Source organism: Luteibacter sp. NPDC031894, from assembly GCF_050273135.1.
In the GTDB taxonomy this organism is placed as follows: Bacteria; Pseudomonadota; Gammaproteobacteria; order Xanthomonadales; family Rhodanobacteraceae; genus Luteibacter.
This window is the reverse complement of the sequence record NZ_JBNNMV010000002.1, coordinates 359034-376385: the sequence shown is the minus strand read 5'-3', so window position 1 is coordinate 376385 and position 17352 is coordinate 359034. Positions and strand designations below refer to the sequence as shown.

Annotated in this window: 15 protein-coding genes, 1 tRNA gene and 2 pseudogenes; 4 read left to right on the top strand and 14 right to left on the bottom strand. The window is 67.0% G+C overall.

The window, feature by feature from the left end; translation table 11 throughout:
• Positions 1-80 precede the first annotated feature (80 nt).
• From ACQKIE_RS07695 to dtd, 7 genes and pseudogenes are all read right to left on the bottom strand, one after another.
• Positions 81-476: pseudogene (locus ACQKIE_RS07695) on the bottom strand (IS3-like element ISXac4 family transposase); the annotation flags it as partial.
• 4 nt (positions 477-480) lie between these two features.
• Positions 481-570: pseudogene (locus tag ACQKIE_RS07690) on the bottom strand (transposase); the annotation flags it as partial.
• A 47-nt stretch (positions 571-617) separates the two neighbouring features.
• Complete coding sequence (locus ACQKIE_RS07685) at positions 618-1244, bottom strand: restriction endonuclease subunit S (RefSeq protein WP_427457488.1); 627 nt, start codon at positions 1242-1244, stop codon at positions 618-620.
• Positions 1241-1933: an N-6 DNA methylase gene (locus tag ACQKIE_RS07680; RefSeq protein ID WP_427457486.1), complete on the bottom strand. Its 693-nt coding sequence runs from the start codon at positions 1931-1933 to the stop codon at positions 1241-1243. Before ACQKIE_RS07680 ends, ACQKIE_RS07685 begins: the two co-directional genes overlap by 4 nt.
• Before the next feature lie 556 nt (positions 1934-2489).
• Positions 2490-2565: transfer RNA gene (locus ACQKIE_RS07675), tRNA-Ile, on the bottom strand.
• 165 nt (positions 2566-2730) lie between these two features.
• Positions 2731-4590, bottom strand: coding sequence for an RNA polymerase sigma factor RpoD (rpoD, locus tag ACQKIE_RS07670; RefSeq protein WP_427457485.1), 1860 nt, complete (start codon positions 4588-4590; stop codon positions 2731-2733).
• 182 nt (positions 4591-4772) lie between these two features.
• Positions 4773-5213, bottom strand: a complete 441-nt coding sequence (gene dtd / locus ACQKIE_RS07665) for a D-aminoacyl-tRNA deacylase (protein ID WP_427457484.1) — start codon at positions 5211-5213, stop codon at positions 4773-4775.
• A gap of 55 nt (positions 5214-5268) precedes the next feature.
• Between dtd and ACQKIE_RS07660 the strand changes: the two genes are divergently transcribed.
• A complete protein-coding gene (locus tag ACQKIE_RS07660; RefSeq protein WP_427457482.1) occupies positions 5269-6183 on the top strand; it encodes a lipid A biosynthesis acyltransferase in 915 nt (304 codons plus the stop codon).
• Here the strand turns inward: ACQKIE_RS07660 and ACQKIE_RS07655 are convergent.
• From ACQKIE_RS07655 to ACQKIE_RS07640, 4 genes are read right to left on the bottom strand one after another with little or no spacing between them, the layout of a single operon-like run.
• Positions 6158-6481, bottom strand: coding sequence for a tetratricopeptide repeat protein (locus tag ACQKIE_RS07655; RefSeq protein ID WP_427457480.1), 324 nt, complete (start codon positions 6479-6481; stop codon positions 6158-6160). The genes ACQKIE_RS07660 and ACQKIE_RS07655 overlap by 26 nt on opposite strands.
• Positions 6478-8418, bottom strand: coding sequence for an ArnT family glycosyltransferase (locus ACQKIE_RS07650; protein ID WP_427457478.1), 1941 nt, complete (start codon positions 8416-8418; stop codon positions 6478-6480). Before ACQKIE_RS07650 ends, ACQKIE_RS07655 begins: the two co-directional genes overlap by 4 nt.
• Positions 8419-8463: 45 nt before the next feature.
• Positions 8464-9459 (bottom strand): glycosyltransferase family 4 protein, encoded by a 996-nt coding sequence (locus tag ACQKIE_RS07645; protein ID WP_427457476.1) that lies wholly within the window; start codon positions 9457-9459, stop codon positions 8464-8466.
• Position 9460: 1 nt separating this feature from the next.
• Complete coding sequence (locus ACQKIE_RS07640; protein ID WP_427457474.1) at positions 9461-10717, bottom strand: O-antigen ligase family protein; 1257 nt, start codon at positions 10715-10717, stop codon at positions 9461-9463.
• Between the two features lie 173 nt (positions 10718-10890).
• Here ACQKIE_RS07640 and ACQKIE_RS07635 point away from each other — a divergent pair, with 173 nt between their 5' ends.
• The gene (locus ACQKIE_RS07635; protein ID WP_427457472.1) at positions 10891-12027 is read left to right on the top strand and encodes a glycosyltransferase; all 1137 of its coding nucleotides are present in this window, start codon (positions 10891-10893) and stop codon (positions 12025-12027) included.
• On the opposite strand, the gene rsmB is transcribed toward ACQKIE_RS07635, so the two are convergent.
• Genes rsmB through def form a run of 3 tightly spaced genes read right to left on the bottom strand, consistent with a single transcriptional unit; the run spans position 11988 to position 14755 of the window.
• The gene (gene rsmB, locus ACQKIE_RS07630) at positions 11988-13307 is read right to left on the bottom strand and encodes a 16S rRNA (cytosine(967)-C(5))-methyltransferase RsmB (protein WP_427457470.1); all 1320 of its coding nucleotides are present in this window, start codon (positions 13305-13307) and stop codon (positions 11988-11990) included. The genes ACQKIE_RS07635 and rsmB overlap by 40 nt on opposite strands.
• Positions 13304-14248, bottom strand: a complete 945-nt coding sequence (fmt, locus tag ACQKIE_RS07625) for a methionyl-tRNA formyltransferase (protein WP_427457468.1) — start codon at positions 14246-14248, stop codon at positions 13304-13306. The genes rsmB and fmt overlap by 4 nt, the downstream gene beginning before the upstream one ends.
• Before the next feature lie 3 nt (positions 14249-14251).
• Entirely contained in the window at positions 14252-14755 is a 504-nt protein-coding gene (gene def / locus ACQKIE_RS07620) for a peptide deformylase (protein ID WP_427457466.1), read from the bottom strand.
• Between the two features lie 183 nt (positions 14756-14938).
• Between def and ACQKIE_RS07615 the strand changes: the two genes are divergently transcribed.
• Both ACQKIE_RS07615 and dprA read left to right on the top strand, forming a co-directional pair.
• The gene (locus ACQKIE_RS07615) at positions 14939-16090 is read left to right on the top strand and encodes a LysM peptidoglycan-binding domain-containing protein (RefSeq protein ID WP_427457464.1); all 1152 of its coding nucleotides are present in this window, start codon (positions 14939-14941) and stop codon (positions 16088-16090) included.
• A 111-nt stretch (positions 16091-16201) separates the two neighbouring features.
• Positions 16202-17341, top strand: a complete 1140-nt coding sequence (gene dprA, locus ACQKIE_RS07610) for a DNA-processing protein DprA (protein WP_427457462.1) — start codon at positions 16202-16204, stop codon at positions 17339-17341.
• Positions 17342-17352 lie beyond the last annotated feature (11 nt).

Genomic DNA, 17352 nt, shown 5'->3' with positions numbered 1-17352 from the left:
CCCGCCATTTGGCGGTTGGGGAGGCAAAATGTTGACCGAAGAAGGCAAGAAATATAAAGCTAAGCTTGATGCTGAAATTGCAGGCGTACCGACGTGATCGAGGTATCGACTTCGATATGCAAGGCTTCCCGGTTGAAGTCGTCGACGACATTGAACGTGCGGAAGCGTCGGCCGCACGTCAGTGCGTCGCTCATGAAATCCATGGACCAGACGGTATCCGGGTGCTTCGGAACGTACAGCGCGACTCGCTCGCGTTTGGGAAGCCGCCGCCGCGCGGCACGTCGAAGGTTGAGCCTCATCGCTTTGTAGACTCGATAGATTCCCTTGGAATTCCAGTCGGGACGCGTGCGACGCAGGATGGCGCAACACTTCCAGAAGCCGCGGCTGGGCCGATCCTCGATCACCCTGGACAACGCCGCGATCAGCGCCGCGTCACGTACGGCGGCGTCAGCCGGCGGCCGGTAATACGCCGATCGCTGCCTGACGGCAGATATCCTTGATCGGCACGCCAGCGTCGGCCTGTTTGAGAATGGCGACGATCTGCGTCTCGGTGAACTTCGATTTCTTCATGGATCCTCCGGATGGGAAAGATGCCAGAAGTTCCAGTTCTTGTGTGTCTACCTATTGGGGAAGCTTACGCTAGGGAAGCGCAGATGCACAAACCATTCGCGATACAAGCGGCGGGCCGCTTCTTCTAGCAGGGCAATGCGACGCTGGTTCGTAGCAATAAGACTGTCGTAAGAATCCAACACGAAGGCGATTGCAGCCTGATCGTCGAGACCAGGGGCAAGCAAACAAACGTTCTTGATCCGTTGTGGCGCGGTGTGTTTAACCTTCGCGCCAGTGGATGTAGCACGAATCTGTGCGCGAACGCCGGGGCTATTGAAAGCCCAATAAAGGAACTTCTTGTCGAACAGATCTTCGTTCGTAATCTCTACTAGACCAAGTCGTTGGTTGTGCAGGTACTTACCGTCTGCCGGAATCCTTGCCGCACTTCCGAGCAATCCCTCGCCTTGCTCGGTCATAGCGACAATCAAGTCGCCTTTCGAAAGCAAATACTCTCGGGGGAAATCCGAGTGATAGAACCTCTCTTTTCCTTCACGAGCACGGAACCCTCCTTTTTCAAGGAAATTCCCTGGCGTAAGCACCATTAACTCTCCGGCATCGGAGAAGAACTCGCCTTTGAATGCGAAACCGTGCTTTACGTGAATGCCGTCGCCTAGGCGCAAATTTCGCCAACTCACGCGAAGAGCTCCTGGAAATTGCGACTGATGTTCCCGGCAAACTCCACCGCCCTCTCGTTCAACTCCGTCAGCTCGTCGTGGATTTCACGCATCTTCTCGACGAAATCCTCCTCATCGTCCTCCGACACCGCCGCCACGCCCACATACCGCCCCGGCGTGAGCGAATAGTCATTCGCCGCGATCTCCTCAACCGTCACCACCTTGCACAGCCCCGGCACTGCCGCAAACACCCCATCTGGGAAGCGCGACAGCAGCCAACGTCCTTGCGCGATGAAATGAGCCGACTGCCTCATCCCTTCCAGCACCAGGTCACGGGTGGTCGCCTCCTCGTTCTTCCTCACATCTGCCGCTTGCAAGGAGCGCTTGGCCTCGCGCAGCGCCTTGACTTCGAACGCCTTGCTCAAGCGCGCACGCAAGCCTTTCTCCGCCGTTTCCAGCAGCTTCAGCCAGGTCTTGTGGCGGGCTTCCAGCAGCTTGCCGGCGGCTTTCAATTGCGGAGCAAGCCCTTCCAGCGTGGCTTGCACGGTTTTCAGGCTGTCCAGTTGGGTAGCGTCGGCCTTGCCGATGGTAACGCGAGCCGCTTCCGCCGCTTCCAATAAGGCGGCAACAGTCTCGGTGGCGGTGGCATCTGCCTGTGCGGTCTTCACCTCAGCCATGAACGCATCCAGCGCGTCCTGAGTGAGCTTCACGTCCGCAAGCTGACGCGATCGACAATGACATCGAAATCGTGTCCAACGCCGACAAGGTGCTCATTTACAATCGTCCGATCGGGAGGGAGGGTCTGCGATGGTCCGACCTCCAAGCATGGTGGATGGACGAACAGGGCATTGCAGACGCGAATGAAGGCAAGGGAACGCTCTATCGCCGTTTGAAAGCGAGCCTGCCGCCAACGTCACCGCCGCAGGCGGCGTTGTTCACTGCCTTCTACAAGGGTTTCGCCGCGTCCGTGCAAGGTCTGCCTGCATTGTTACCCGAGGTCTGGCTGCATTGGGACCCACAGACTGTCAGGGAGCGAGGGCGCGACGCCCTTCTGCGTTCCCGCATGGACTTCCTCATGCTTCTTCCCTACGAAAACGACCGCATTTCACAGGTGGAGCAGGTGGAATTCGACCCTGCTGCAAGCTACGCGCACGCCTTATTGTCAGCCGCGCCATGGGGACAAACTTGCTGGACGTCCATCAAGGTTTGGCCAAATCGGTCAAACCTTGATGGATCGCGCAGCTTGGACGACTTCGGACTTCTATGTGGTGGGCCCACCAGGACTCGAACCTGGAACCAAAGGATTATGAGTCCTCTGCTCTAACCATTGAGCTATAGGCCCTGCGCCGGACGAAGTTTAGCCGATCCGGATTGTGGATGGACCGGGGAAGTCGCCGGGTCCGCGCCTTTGCACGGACGACGATCGGGAGGGGACGGGGCATTCCTGCACGCAAAAACAAAACGCCCGCTTGCGCGGGCGTTTCATCATGCCAAAAATCCCTATCGATCAATCGATATCAAGGAACGACCGCAGCGTCTCCGAACGGCTCGGGTGGCGCAGCTTGCGCAGGGCCTTGGCTTCGATCTGGCGGATGCGCTCGCGGGTGACGTCGAACTGCTTGCCGACTTCTTCCAGCGTGTGATCCGTGTTCATGTCGATGCCGAAGCGCATGCGCAGCACCTTCGCTTCGCGCGGCGTGAGGCCGGCGAGGACGTCGCGCACGGTTTCCATGAGACCCGTTTCGGTCGCCGACTCGATGGGCGAGCTGGCGTTGGTGTCTTCGATGAAGTCGCCGAGATGCGAATCTTCGTCGTCGCCGATCGGGGTTTCCATGGAGATCGGTTCCTTCGCGATCTTCAGGACCTTGCGGATCTTGTCTTCCGGCATCTCCATTTCCTTCGCCAGCTCTTCCGGCGTCGGCTCGCGGCCGAACTGCTGGAGCATCTGGCGGGAGATGCGGTTCAACTTGTTGATCGTCTCGATCATGTGCACCGGGATACGGATGGTGCGCGCCTGGTCGGCGATCGAGCGGGTGATGGCCTGGCGGATCCACCACGTCGCGTACGTCGAGAACTTATAACCGCGGCGGTATTCGAACTTGTCCACGGCCTTCATCAGGCCGATGTTGCCTTCCTGGATGAGGTCGAGGAACTGCAGGCCACGGTTCGTGTACTTCTTCGCGATGGAGATCACGAGGCGCAGGTTGGCCTCGACCATTTCCTTCTTGGCGCGGCGTGCCTTCGCCTCGCCGACGGACATGGCGCGGTTGATTTCCTTGATGTCGGTCAGCGGCAGGTACAGGGTGCGCTCGATCTGCGCGAGCTTCTCCTGCTCACCGTCGATCACCTCGCGGTAGTTCTTGATGTTCGGCGACCACTTCTGGCGCTTGCGCGACAGCTCGGCGGCCCACTCGAGGTTGCCCTCGTTGGACGGGAAGCTCTTCAGGAACTCGGCGCGCGGCATCTTCACCTGCTTGACGAAGATGTCCATGAGCACGCGCTCGTGGTGACGGATGTCGTTCACCACTTCGCGCAGCTTGCGCACGAAGCTGTCGATCAGCGCCGACGGGAGCTTGAGGTTGAGGAAGGCTTCCGACATCTGCTCGCGGATCTTCGCGACCTTCTTGTCGTTGATTTCCGCCTTGGGCGCGGCCTTCTGGAACTTCGCGTGCAGCGAGCGGAGTTCTTCCATGCGGCGCTTGACCTCTTCCGGGTCGGGACCGGTCGGGCCGGTGTCCTCGTCCTCGGTAGCGGCCTCGACTTCTTCCTCTTCGTCGTCGCTGTTGCCGTCGGCGTCGACATTCGCGTCGGCTTCGGCCTGGGCGGCGTCGGCGGCCTCTTCCAGGTCGGCGAAGCCAGCGAGGATCTCGCTCAGGCGGCGCTTGCCTTCCACGTGCTGGTCGTATTCCTCGAGCAGCAGCTGGATGGTGAGCGGGAAGCTGGCCAGCGCGGTCTGGACCTGGCTGAGGCCTTCCTCGATGCGCTTGGCGATGGCGATCTCGCCTTCGCGGGTCAGCAGTTCGACGGTGCCCATCTCGCGCATGTACATGCGGACGGGGTCGGTGGTGCGGCCCACCTCCGCGTCGACAGCCGACAGCAGCGCCACGGCTTCCTCGGCCGCGGACTCGTCGTCCGTGCTGGTACCCGGCGCGGCGCCATCGGAGATGGTGTCGGTGTCGGGAGCCGAATCGTGGACCTCGATGCCGACGCCCTTGAGCACCGCCATGATGTCTTCGATCTGCTCCGGATCGACGATATCGTCGGGCAGGTGGTCGTTGATCTCGGCATAGGTCAGGTAGCCCTGCTCCAGTCCCTTGGAGATGAGCTGTTTGATTTCAGACTGTTGCTCGTGAGCTTTATTAGTCATGCCGACCGCCGCGGGTTACAGGAACCGATCAGTATAGTCATTTGATGATTTTTTGACCAGTTTTCAAGTGGATCGGACTCATCGACGGGACGCAAGAATCGCGCCAGATGGCCTGTTTTGGCCGGGCGGTCCCGCGTGGCGATGAGGAGGATGCGGGGCCGAACGCCCCGCGCAGTGACGGCTCAGCGCACCTCCAGGCGGAAGGTGACCGGGCCGTCGTTTATCAGATGAACCTTCATATGGGCCCCGAAGCGTCCGGTTTCCACCCCTGGCTGGGCGGACCGGGCCAGTTCCACCAGGCGGTCGAACCAGCGACGGCCCTCCTCGGGCGGCGCGGCCGTGGTGAAGCTGGGCCGCATGCCCTTGCGGGTGTCCGCGGCGAGCGTGAACTGGCTGACCAGGAGCAGGGCGCCGCCCGTATCGGCGAGACCGAGATTCATCTTGCCCTCGGCGTCCGAGAAGATGCGGTAGCCCCGCAGGCGCTCCAGCATGCGCACGCACTGGGCCTCGCCGTCGCCGGGCTCCACCGCGACCAGCGCGAGCAGGCCGGCGCCGATGGCGCCCACCGTTTCCCCGTCGACTTCGACACGTGCGGACTCGACCCGCTGGATGACTGCGATCATGGAGAGCTTAGCGGCTGGTGGGCGCCAAGCTTAATCGCGAACTAAACTCCACGGAATGCGTCCCGACATTTACCTGCTTTATCTCCTGCTCAGGCTGGTGAGCCTGCTGCCCCTGCGAACCGTCCATGCGCTGGGCGCCTGGATCGGCCGCCGATCGCTGCGCTCGAACTCGCGCAGCGCCCGCTATAGCGCCGTGAACCTCCGTCTCACGAGGCCCGAACTGGGCGACGCCGAACGGGCGACCCTGCTGCGGCAGACGATGGAGGAGGCCGGCAAGTCGGTGACCGAGGTCGCCGCCATCTGGGGCGGCGGGGCGGAGAAATCGCTGGGTCTGGTCCGCGACGTGGTCGGCGGCGAGCTGTTCGCCCAGGCGTTGGCTTCCGGCAAGGGCGTGATCATCGCCGCGCCGCACCTGGGCTGCTGGGAACTGCTGAACTACTGGCTGTGCAGCAAGACGCCGATGGCCATCCTCTACCGCCCGCCGCGCATCCACGCGATCGAGGCCCTCCTGCGCAAGGTCCGCGGCAAACTGGCGCCGGAGCAGGTGCGGGCGGAAGGCGCGGGCGTGCGCACGTTGTTCAAGCGTCTGGGCGCCGGCGGCACCGTCGGCATCCTTCCCGACCAGAAGCCTCGCGAGGGCGAAGGCGAGTTCGCGCCCTTCTTCGGCGTGGATGCGCTCACCATGGTCCTGTTGCCGCGGCTCGCGGCCCGCACGGGGGCGACCGTCCTCTTCAGCTTTGCCGAGCGTCTGCCCGACGGCGAGGGATTCCGCATCCATGTGCTGCCCGCGCCGGAAGGCATCGACAGCGCCGATCTCAAGATCGCCTGCGCGGCGCTGAATCGTGGCGTGGAACAGTGTGTGGAGCGCGCGTTCCCGCAGTACCAGTGGCACTACAAGCGCTACACGGCCCACGACCGGCCGGACCCCTATAAGACCGGCGCGGTCAGCGCGGGCGCGAAATCCGGTTGAGGAACACCGTCATTTCCTTCGCCGCCTGGATGTCGCCGCGGGAGGTCGCCGTGTCGATGCCGGATCGCCATGCGGCCGCGGCACCTTCGTGGTCGTCGATGGCGAGCAAGGCCTTGCCGAGCAGTTTCCACGCCGCGGAATAGTGCGGGTCGAAGTCGATGGCATCGCGGAAGGCCTGAGCGGCGTCCGCGTACGCGCCGTCGCCGAGCAGCGCATTGCCGAGCGAAAAGCGCAGCAGGGCCCCGTCGCGGACGCCGCCGAGCTGGGCACGCAGGCGTTCGACGAGGGGGTCGGTCATCGCAGGGCCGTCCGTGTGCGCCAGTAATCCTGAGGATAGAGCAGCGTCGGCTGCCTCGGTTCCGGCGGAAGGCGTCCGGCCTGCAGGGCGTCCAGCGTGGGCGCGTCCCAGATCATCAGCCAGCCCGTGCGCGACGGCTGGATCAGGCGCGCGTAGCGGAAGGCATTGGCCGGCGGATGCTTGGCGTAGGAGACGATGACGCCGTCGGAATGGTGGGCGGCGAAGTCGGCGAGGCTGTCGCCGTCGTGCACCACGTTGTCGTCGTCATCGTCGACCTGCGCGGGCATGCCCGGCGCGACCTTGATCCGGGCGATCGGGTGCATCAGGCGCCCGGCGAAATGGTACTGGCCGTTGTAGGACACCCCGAGGTTGCCGATGGGGCGCCCGGCGGCGTCGGCCTGCGCCAGGAAAAGCGACGCGGGCGTCAGGTCGTAGCGATACCAGAGGCCCAGCGTGAACAACGCATTGAGTGCCACCGTGCCGATGAGTCCGGCGAACGCCAGCCGGCGCATCTCGCCGCGGCCGCGAAGGAGCAGCAGCGCGCCGAGCACGATGAAGATCACGCCGAAGAAGCGCGCGTAGGGCGCCATCCCCACGAGCCAGATGTTGTCCGGGAACCGGGTAGGCACCACCGACGGCATCGCGAACAGCAGGATCGCGAGGATGAAGGCGCCCAGCGAAAGCGGCCACGTGCCCAGCGCGTAGTGCGACGCCAGGCCCACGTGCCGCTCGCGCAGATCGGCGACCGCGGCAGCCACCAGCATGGTCGCCCCAGCCAGTTCGGGCAGCACGTAGTAGAGCTGCTTACCCGTGATCAGCGAGAACGTGAGCAGCGTCGGCAGCAGCCAGGCCACGAGGAAACGCAGCCCCGGCTCCAGGGGCTGGCGCATGAGCGCGACGAACAAGGGCAGCACGACGAGCACGACCAGCAGGTTGCCGACCCACGTCGGGACCTGGGTCAGCGCGGACGCCAGGAGCAGTAGCAACGCGATGCCAGCGACAAGGAGGGCCACACCCGCACCCGGACGCCACGGCTTCCGGAACAGCGCCATCGGCACGGCGACGATGCCGCGCAACCAGCCGCTCAGCGGGAAGAGGATGACCGGCAGGAACAGCAGGTAATACCAGGCCGGGCGCGCGTGGTTCTGCAGGTCCACCGCCTTGGTGTCGACCACGCGGCCGGCGGTCTGGGTGAAGAACAGGCGCTGGCGATAGGCCTCGCCACCCGCCTCGCCGGCGGGGATCGCCCAGGCGAGCAGGATCGCGAAGCCGAGCAACAACCCGAGCACGCCGAAGCCGTACCAGCGCGCCTTGTTCTGCCGCGCCCAGTCGTTCCACAACGGGCCGAGCAGGAAGGGGAAGAGGACGTGCACCACCATCACCGGGCCCTTGGTGAGCAGGCCGGCGCCGACCATGAGACCGAACAGCCACCAGCGCGGCGACGCACGCGTGGCGGTGGGCGTGAGGCAGAGCAGCGCGCCCAGCACCCAGACCACGAGGAGTACCTCGTACATGATCTGCAGGCCGAACAGGAACGCGTACGCCAGCGCCATCAGCAGCCAGGGCGTGGCCTTGGCCACCCACGGGCGCGCCGGGAAAAGCCGCCCTGCCAGGACCGAGGCGAGGACCAGCTGGGCGCCGCCGAAGATCACCTCGAGGATGCGCGGCCAGACGTCGCTGACGCCGAACACCGCCCAGCCGGCGTGGATCATCCAGAACAGCAGCGGCACCTTCTCGCTGTACGGGTCGCCGTTGATGTGCGGCACCAGCCAGTGTCCGTGCGCCCACATTTCCCACGCCACGGCGAGCGTCCGCGTCGAGAACATCGGCATCGGGCCATGCGCGAAGATCGCGAGCAGGGCCATCGCGGCCCATAGCGGTAGCCACGGCCAGAGGGCGCGAATGTGTTCCGATCGGGTATAGGCGCTGTTGGACAAGGGCGTCGTGACCGCTGAGGGATAATGAATTCTAAACGAACGATATCAGAGCAGTACGTCAAGCGCCGTGCGTAACCGCCCCGCGAAACCGGCCTGGTTGGTCTCGTACCAATGCCGGGCCTGTTCGCCCAGCCGGCGCACCTCGTCGTCCGGCAGGGCGACGGCGCGTTCCACGGCGGCTTCCAGCGCCGCCTCGTCGAAGTGCCAGAGTGACGAGGCATTGAGCGTCCCGCACTCCCGCGCGGCGACGAGCAGCCCGCGCTCCGGGGTCACCAACTCGTTCATCGGTGGCGCGTCCGTGGTCAGCACGACGGCCCCGCAGCTCATCGCTTCCACGATGTAATGGCCCCAACCCTCCGCCTCGGACAGGCAGACATGGAACGCGTGGGCGTTCTGCAGCCGGCGGATGTCCTCGATGTCGTCCACGTACGTCACGCGATGGTCGAGGTTGGCGGCAGGCGCCGGGCGGTCGTTCCGCGCTGTCGACGGCGACTGCAGCACATGCAGGGTCGGCCACTCGGGGTGCCGGCGCCAGACGTCGAGCAGGCGTTCCGTCCCCTTCATCCGGCTGGCGCCTGCCAGGTGCAGGAAGGTGCGGTCGCGGGCGATGCCGTCACGGCGGCAGTCGATGCTCTGGAACCCGATCACGGCGGTGGGCAGACCCAGGGCCGCGAACGTGTCGCGCGCCACGGCGGTCTTGCAAAGGATCGCGTCGAAGCGATGCAACTGGCGGCGATCGCGACGCGACAGCCATTCCGGATTCGGCACGAGCGCGTTGCGCCGCGCGAGCGGCAGGTAGGCGGTGTGCACGTGCTCGAGCGTGATGCCGAGGTCGTAACGGCGCGGCCCGCGCCGCGCCAGCCACAGCGCGTGCATGCGCAGGACCTGCCACCACGCGCGCCATGGCAGCCCGCGGCTGCGCCGTGGCACGCCAGTGATCGAGACCGCGTGGCCCAACTGGCGCAGCGCGGCTTCCAGCAGGCGGATGTCGTGGCTCAGGCCGCGCCCGTTGTCCCAGGCGATCAGGTGGATGGACGCCACGTCAGCGTGCCGCGCCCGGCTGGCCCGCCGGAGGCAACAGGCGACCGATATATACCGCCAGTCCCAGGGTCAGGAAGAAATACAGCGAGTGCGGCATCGCGCGATAGAACACGTTGTCCGTGAAGCCGCAGAGCGCATACATGCAGACCGTGCTGAGGCCCGCGATCGCCGGCATCGCGATCGCGTTGTCCGGATCCAGCGCGTGCCGCCCGAAGTACACGAGGGCCCCGCCGAACAGCAGGACGAGCACCAGCAGGCCGGGCGCGCCGCCGGTCACCGCCCACTCCAGGTATTCGCTGTGCGGGTGGTCGTAGCGCTCCACCGTGGCATTGACCTTGCCTTCGGCGATCCGCGCCCGCGCGTAATCGCCGAACTGGTTGAGGCCCAGCCCCGCCAGCGGGTGCTCGGCCACGGCCATGCGTGCCGTGCGCCACATCTCGAGGCGCTCGCGGACGGCGCCGGTCGCGTCCTGCTCGCTATACGTCGACATCTCCTCGGTCACGGCCGCGAAACGGGAGAACACCTCGCCGTGCAGCGTGGTCGCGGCGACAGCCGCGGCACCGATGCCCAGCGCGACCAGCAGCAGGCCCTGGCGCCAGCGACCGCTGCGCCGCGACTGGACCAGCACCACGACCGCGAAGGCGGGAAGGAAGGCGAGCAGGGGACCGCGGCTCTGGGTCAGCAGGGCGCCGTAGAGGCCGAGCACGGCGAAGAAGCCATGCAACAGCCGTTCGCCACGTCCCAGCTCGGCACGCAGCGCCTGTGCCACGGCGACCAGCGAGAGCACGAGGATGAACATGCCGAATTCGATGGCGCCCCAGAGGCCGTTGTTGATGCCGTAGACCCGGTCGATGCCTTCGATGTAGTGCTGCTCGAGGCAGATGCCGCCCAGCACGCCGGCGGTGAGGCTGAAGCCGATGCGCAATACCTCCCGGCGCAGGGGCGCGGCGAAATTCGCGGCGATCACCAGGAAAGCGAGGATGTGCGAGGTGACGTCGAACTCGCGCATGGCGATCCCGTGCCCGGCCACGTTCGCGAGCCAGAAGGCGAAGGCGAGTGCGGCGGGACCCAGCACCCACGCCGCGCGGCGGTACGCGCGCCGCGTGTCGGGGTCGCGCAGGAGTGCCCACAGGCCCGCGATGAACAGGATGGCGGCGGGCACCGACTTTGCCTTGAGCGGCAGCGCGAACGTCAGCGGCATCACGGCGATCAGCAGCGAGACGATCCACATGCGCCATGGGTTGGTTTTTTCGAACACTCGGCACCTTGCTGGGATCGGGACGGCACGGCGGCCACGCCTCACGGCGACCCTGGCCGCCGGAATAGCGCGAGGGCATGGTACTTTAATCGACGGCCGATGCTGTTCGGCATCCACCGGGAAGGAAGCCGGAATTCAGCTTCCCCCAGGCAAGCCAGGATCGACACCGCCCGATGAAGCTCCTCTTCACGAATTTCCACGACGGCGACGGCGGCGGCCACACCACGTATATCCTCGGCCTCGCGGCTGGTCTCGCGGGCCGTCACGCCGTGCACGTGGCGGCGCCACCGGGCAGCCGCCTGAACCGCGAAGCCCGGGCGATCCCCGGCGTCGCCGTGCTGGACCAGCCGTTTCCGAACGGCCTCGGCCGCTTGCCCGCGCGGGCGCGGGCGCGGCGCCAACTCGCGGCGTACCTGCGTCGCGAGCGCTTCGACATCGTCCACGTGAACGGCTCGGCCGACCACCGGCTGGTCATGTCGGCCGTGCGCGGCATCCGTCCCCGGCCTCCGATCGTCCTCACGAAGCACAATTCGAAGCCGATGACGGGCCTCGGCCATGCCTGGCGCTCGCGCTTCGGGACGGACCAGGTGATCGCCGTGTGCGAGTTCGTTCGGCGCCAGGTCCTGGCGTCGCCCTACGCGCGCTGCCGTGTCGCGACGGTATTCAATGGCGTGGACATCGGTCGCTTCCTGCCGAGACCGGCCGATCCGGCCCGACGCGCGGCCTGGCTCGAACCTGCCGCCGCCGAGGAGCCGCTGCTGATCGGCAGCAACGCCGGTACCGCCCGCTACAAGGGTTGGATGGACCTGGTCGAGGCGCTCGCTCTGCTGGCGCCGGACCAGCGCTCGCGGCTTCGGGTGGTGTTGGCCGGCGGCCTGCCGAAGGCCGAGGACCTGGCGCGCGTCGAGGCGCTCGGCGTGGCGCCGCAGGTGCATTTCACCGGCCGCCTGGACGACGTCCGCCCCATGGTCGCCGCGCTGGATGCCGGATTCGTGCTGTCCTGGGACGTCGAGACGATTTCCTTCGCCTGCCGGGAAATGATGGCGATGGGCAAACCGGTGCTGGTCAGCGACTACGCCGGACTGCCTGAGAACATCCGCGCTGGCGAAGACGGCTGGGTGGTGCGCGCGCGCGACCGCGAGGCGATCGCGGATGCGCTGCGGCGGCTTTTGGCGGAACGCGACGCGCTACCCGCGATGGGCCACGCCGCGCGGCTGCATGCGGAAGCGGAGTTCGGTATGGAGCGCTTCGTCGATGCGACCGAAGCGGTTTACGCCGCGCTGCTCCGCGACTTCTCCAGCAACGCGTAATACATCCCGTCGAGATCCCCGTCACCGGGACGGATCTGCCAGCCCACGGCCGCCGGCTGCCCCACCGGTAGCGAGATGGGCAGTGTCGATGCGTCGTCGTGTGCAGCAAGAAACGCGTTCACCACGCCTTCGTTCTCGGCGCGCAGTAACGAACACGTGACGTAGAGCAATCGTCCGCCGGGGGCGAGCGTCTGCCAGCATGCCGCGAGGATGCGTTCCTGCTGCGCGACCAGCGCGGCGATGTCCGCCGCGCGGCGATGCAGCCGAACGTCGGGACGTCGCCGGATGACGCCCGTGGCGGAGCAGGGTGCGTCGATCATCACGCGATCGAACGGACGGCCGTCCCACCACCCGGAGGGATCGCCGGCGTCACCGATCACTACCTCCGCCTCGAGGCCGAGCCGCGCGAAGTTCTGGCGGATGCGCGGGACACGCTTCGCTTCGAACTCCACGGCCAGCAGGTCGAGGCGAGCACGCTCCAGCGCATGGCAGGCCTTGCCGCCCGGCGCGGCGCACGCGTCGAGCACGCGCTGTCCGTCATCGAGTCCGAGCAGGTCGGCGGGTACCTGTGCCGAGCCGTCCTGCACGGCGAAGTGTCCTTCGCCGAAGCCCGGGAGGCGCGTGATGTCGGTGCTGTGCGGAAGCACGAGTCCGTCGGCCAGCCACGGATGCAGTTCCACCGCCTGGTCGGCGGCGCGCAGGCGCTCGGCAAGTTCGTCGCGCTCGGCGCGTCGCCGGTTGGCGCGCAGCATGAGGGGCGGCTCCGTGTTGGCGGCGGCCAGCACGGCGTCGGCTTGGTCAGGCCAGTCACGCGCGATGGCGTCCGCGAGCCACGCCGGATGGGCATGGCGTGTGGCCGGCACGGCGTCGAGCGCAGCCGACAGCGTCTCGCGCTCGCGTTGCCAGCGCCGCAGCACGGCATTGACCAGGCCAGCGAGGCGCGGGCGGCGCAGTTCGCGCGCCGCTTCGACCGTTGCCGCCACGGCCGCATAACTGGGCAGTTCGAGGACTTCCAGCTGGATCAGCCCGGTCACGAGCAGCGCGTGGATCACCGGTTCGTTGCGCCGGATGGGCTTGTCGAGCAGGCGGTCGAGTGCGGCGTCGAAGCGGGGCCACCAGCGCGCGCCGTCGTTGAGCAGCGCGGTGAGCAGGGCGCGGTCGCGCGCATCGGGAAGGCGCGGCAGCGCCCGGTCGGCGACATCGCGCAGCGAATGCCCGGAAAGCGCGATGTCGGCGAGCGCTTCGGCGGCGAGGGCTCGCACCGAGATCGCGCGGCTCACGACGCGGCCTGCTTCAGCTCCGGCCGGGCATTGAGGTAGTCGACGGCGCCGATCCGGCGGCCGCCGGCGCGCTGCACCGCCGTGAGACGCAGGGCGCCCTCGGCACAGGCCACGTCGATGCCGTCGCGGGACGCCGCAAGGATGCGGCCCGGCTCGGCACCCGGAACACCGGGTACCGCCTGCGCCGACCAGATGCGCAGCCGTTCGCCGGCGATGTCGGCCTCGGCCACGGGCCAGGGATCGAAGGCGCGCACCTTGCGCTCCAGCACCATCGCCGGCTGCGCGAAATCGAGGCGTGCCTCGGCTTTGTCGAGCTTGTGTGCGTACTCGACGCCTTCGCCCGACTGCGCGCGCGGCACGAGCGATTCGCCCGCGAGCGTGCGGCGGAGTCCTTCGGCAAGCGCATCGGCGCCGAGGGCCGCAAGGCGGTCGTGCAGGCTGCCGCCGGTGTCGTCGTCCGCGATGGGTGTCCGCCGCTCGACCAGCACCGGGCCGGTATCGAGGCCGGCTTCCATCTGCATGAGGTCGACACCGGATTCGGTATCGCCCGCGAGGATGGCGCGCTGGATCGGCGCCGCGCCGCGCCAGCGCGGCAGCAGCGACGCGTGCACGTTCCAGCAACCGAGGCGGGGGATGGCGAGCACCTTGCGCGGGAGGATCAGGCCGTACGCCACGACGACCATCAGGTCGGGCGCGTAGGACGCGAGGCGTTGGCGATCCGCTTCGGCCTTGAACGATTCGGGTTGTTCGACAGGGATACCGGCGGCCAGCGCGGCTTCCTTCACCGGGCTGGCGGCGAGCTTGCGTCCGCGGCCCGCGGGGCGGTCAGGCTGGGTGTAGACGGCGACGACGTCCGCGCCGGCGGCACGACAGGCTTCGAGACAGGGAACGGCGAAATCCGGCGTTCCGGCGAACACCACCCGCAGGGAAGGGTTCGCCATCGGTCAGGCGCTGGCCTTGCGCTGCTTTTCCATCCGCTTGAGCAGCATGGTGCGCTTCAGCGGCGAGAGGTAATCGACGAACACCTTGCCGGCGAGATGGTCCATCTCGTGCTGGATGCAGACGGCCAGCGGGCCCTCGGCCTCGACGACGATCTCCTTGCCGTCCACGTCCTGGGCGCGGACCTTCACGTGCAGGGCGCGGGTCACGTCGGCATAGATGCCGGGGAAGGACAGGCAGCCTTCCTGGTAGACCTGCTGGCCGTCCTTCTCGAGGATCTCCGGGTTGATCAGCGCCATCGGCTCATTCCGGTCGTCGCTCATGTCGGCGACCAGCACGCGCTTGTGCACGTTCACCTGGGTGGCGGCAAGGCCGACGCCGTTGGCGGCATACATGGTCTCGTACATGTCGGCCACGAACTGCTTCAGTTCGGCGTCGAAGACGGTGACCGGGGCGGCGACGGTGCGCAGGCGCGGGTCGGGGAATTCGAGGATGGCGAGGGTGGACACGGTGTCACCTTGAACGTTCACGGGCCAAAGCGGCCGCTTCGTCGCGGATTTGCGGGCAAATCGGCGAAATCCAAGCAGCCGCGAAGGTAGGATGCCCCCGTATTCTACGCGTGGGGCACGTATTGTGCCCGTTAACGATTCGGTTACACTCGCGACAGCACCGGGGAAAGGGGAAAACCCGCCATGATCAAGAAGTTCGCCATGCTGCTTGGCGGCATGTTTTTCACTGTGGCCGCTTATGCGGCAGTGTCCCAGCTTCGACCCGACCACCCGGATACCTACACGGTGCGCAAGGGCGACACGCTGTGGGACATCTCGGCGCGCTTCCTGAGCAAGCCCTGGCTCTGGCCGGAGATCTGGCAGGCCAACCCCCAGGTCCGTAATCCGCACCTTATTTATCCGGGCGACGTGCTCAACCTGTCGATGATGGGCGGTCCTCGCATCGGCCTGCAGCCGCGCGTCCGCAGCGAGGGCGAGCCGATCACGGCCATCCCGCTGAGCGAGCTGCGCATGTTCCTGAAGGAAATGCGGGTGATGAACGCCGACGAGGTGGAGCAGGCCCCCTACCTGGTGGGCTTCGAGGAAGCACACCTCCGCGCGACCCCGGGCAACAAGATCTATGCGCGCGACCTCGACGCCGCGCAGCCTGGCCAGCGTTGGGCCATCGTCCGTCCGAGCAACCGCTTCCGTGACCACGGCGGGTCGGACGGTGACTTCGACATGCTGAACAACCCCTCGCACGGTTCCTTCGTGGCCGACGAACTGGACAGCGATGTATCGATGGCGCCCAGTCCCTGGCGCGAAGATTCTCGCCACGACACGCATGTCGGCAAGGGCGAAGACCGCGGCGTGGAAGTCTCCGTGATCGGCACGGCCGAAGTGATCGCCACCAACGGCGACGTCGCCAGCCTTGTGCTGGTCGATTCGACGAAGGAAATCCGCAAGGGCGATCGCCTGATGCCGGTCGACGACAAGCCGTACGACCCCTATTTCTACCCGCACGCGCCGAAGGCCATGCCGGCCGATCCGCGCGTCATCGGCTTCACCGACGCGCTGCATGCGGTGGGCAGCCGCCAGGTCGTCTCCATCTCGGCCGGCTCGGCCGATGGCATCGACAACGGCACCACCTTCACGGTGATGAGCCAGGGCGAGACGATCGACGACGAAGTCAGCGGCAACTACAACCGTCGCGGCACCTCCCCGGACGTGAAACTGCCGGATGAATACGGCGGCCACCTCATGGTCTTCCGCACCTTCGACCACGTGAGCTACGCCCTCGTGATGGACGCCCTGCGCCCCCTGAAGAAGGGCGACAAGCTGGTCGCGCCGGAGTAAGCCGCAGCTCCCCGTGAGCCGACATGGCTCTGGTAGGAGCCGACATGGCTCCTACAGCGGCTTATGGCGGTTCCTACAGAGGAAAGTCGGTCCGCCCCCTAAACTGCGCGGATGACTGAATCCGACGACCGCGACTGGCTGATCCTCCTGCGCACCCCCGGCTTCGGGGCAAGACGCCTGCGTGAGGGCCTGGTCGCCCGCGGCGGCGCCCCGGCCCTGCTGCGCTGGCTGGCGCGCCATCCCGATGCCCTGGACGCCGAAGGCCGGGCCTGGATAGAGCAGCCGGACGACACCGTCCTCGCCAACGACCTCGCCTGGCTGGCCGGCGATGGGCAGCTCATGCTCCGCTGCACCGAAGAGGACTTCCCGCCCCAGCTCGAGGCCATCCCGGACCCTCCCGCCGTGCTTTTCGTGAAGGGCGACGCGTCGCTGCTCCTGCGGCCGCAGGTCGCCATCGTCGGCGCCCGCCGCGCGCAGGAGCCCGGCCTGGCCAACGCCCGGCGCTTCGCCGCTGAACTGGCTGGCGCAGGGCTGTTGGTCACCAGCGGCATGGCCGACGGGATCGATGGGGCGGCCCATACGGCGGCCCTGGACGCCGGCGAAGCCACGGTCGCCGTGATCGCCACGGGACCGGACCGGGTGTACCCACGCAAGCACCATGCCCTGGCCCGGCGCATCGCCGAACAAGGTGCCATCGTCAGCGAGTACCCGCCGGGCACCCCGTCGCTGCCCGGCCAGTTCCCCCAGCGCAACCGGATCATCGCCGGCCTGAGCCTGGGCGTGGTGGTCATCGAGGCCGGTCTGCGCTCCGGTTCCCTGATCACGGCCCGCTACGCGGGCGAGCAGGGCCGGGAGGTCTTCGCTTTGCCGGGCTCGATCCACAACCCCCTCGCCGAGGGCTGCCATTCCCTGATCGCCGAGGGCGCCCGCCTGGTCCAGCGGCCCGACGAGGTCCTGGCCACGTTGGCGCCGGCCGCCATGGAACTGGGGGCCGAATTGCGGGCCCGCCTTGCGTCGGGCGGAGGTGCCGCCGGGGCCGGCAGCCGCAAGACCGGACCCTTCGACTGGCGCCAGGATGAGGAATATCGCCGCCTCCTCGACGTCATGGGGTACGATCCCGCCTCCCTTGACGCCCTGGTGGACACGACGGGCCTCTCCCCCGGGGCACTGTCGTCGATGCTGCTGATACTGGAACTCGAAGGCGAGATCGCGGGCCTCCCGGGCAACCGGTTCCAGCGCGTGGTCCGGTAGTCGCGGCTTGA